Here is a 696-nt window from a genome sequence, read left to right as displayed (position 1 = left end):
GCCGGCTGTACCACCAAACCCTCGGCCTACTAAACACCCCCTATCCGAGTACCCGGGAAAGGAGCATGATCGACGCCACGTCATCTCCACGCTAGGAACCCACCAGCACCGTGCGGTGCTGGTGGGTTCCTAGCGTTGACAGGCCACGTGGCATGCTCTTCTGCTCCACCTCGTCAGGTCGGAGGTGGGTGTAATTGATCCAGATCAAGGAGTTAAACCCGGAATGCCCCTAACTTAATGAGTGTCACAAGAAAAAGACCCTCAAAAAGTAAAGGACACCCATCATGAAGACCTGGAAAACCTGGGGCATCGTCGCCGTCTCAGGCCTGTTGATTATCCTGTCCTGGCTCACCCCCGCTGGGTGGCTGTCAGACGGATTCATGATCGCCGCCGCGGTCGTCGCCGGCTGGCAGATCGCCGTCTCCGCCGTCCAGGCCCTGCGCATTAGGATGATCTCGATTGACCTGCTGGTCATCGTCGCCGCCATCGGCGCGCTGTTCATCAACAACTACTGGGAATCCGCCGCCGTCACCTTCCTCTTCGCCCTGGGCAAGGCCCTGGAGAAGGCCACGATGAACCGCACCCGCCAGGCACTGTCGGACCTGGTGGACGCTGCCCCCGAGACCGCCACCGTGCTGCGCGACGGTGAGCCCGAAACCGTTGAGATCTGGGAACTTGTCCCCGGCGACGTCGTGC

At 61.1% G+C, this 696-nt stretch carries 1 pseudogene; it reads left to right on the top strand.

Annotation, left to right across the window (positions count from 1 at the left end):
• Window positions 1-284: 284 nt before the first annotated feature.
• Window positions 285-696, top strand: a pseudogene (locus F4V60_RS00495) (heavy metal translocating P-type ATPase); the annotation flags it as partial.

The sequence above is a fragment of the Corynebacterium flavescens genome (assembly GCF_008693105.1).
Lineage (GTDB): Bacteria > Actinomycetota > Actinomycetes > Mycobacteriales > Mycobacteriaceae > Corynebacterium > Corynebacterium flavescens.
The sequence above is the reverse complement of the archived record's forward strand: the minus strand, read 5'-3'. Positions and strand labels throughout refer to the sequence as shown.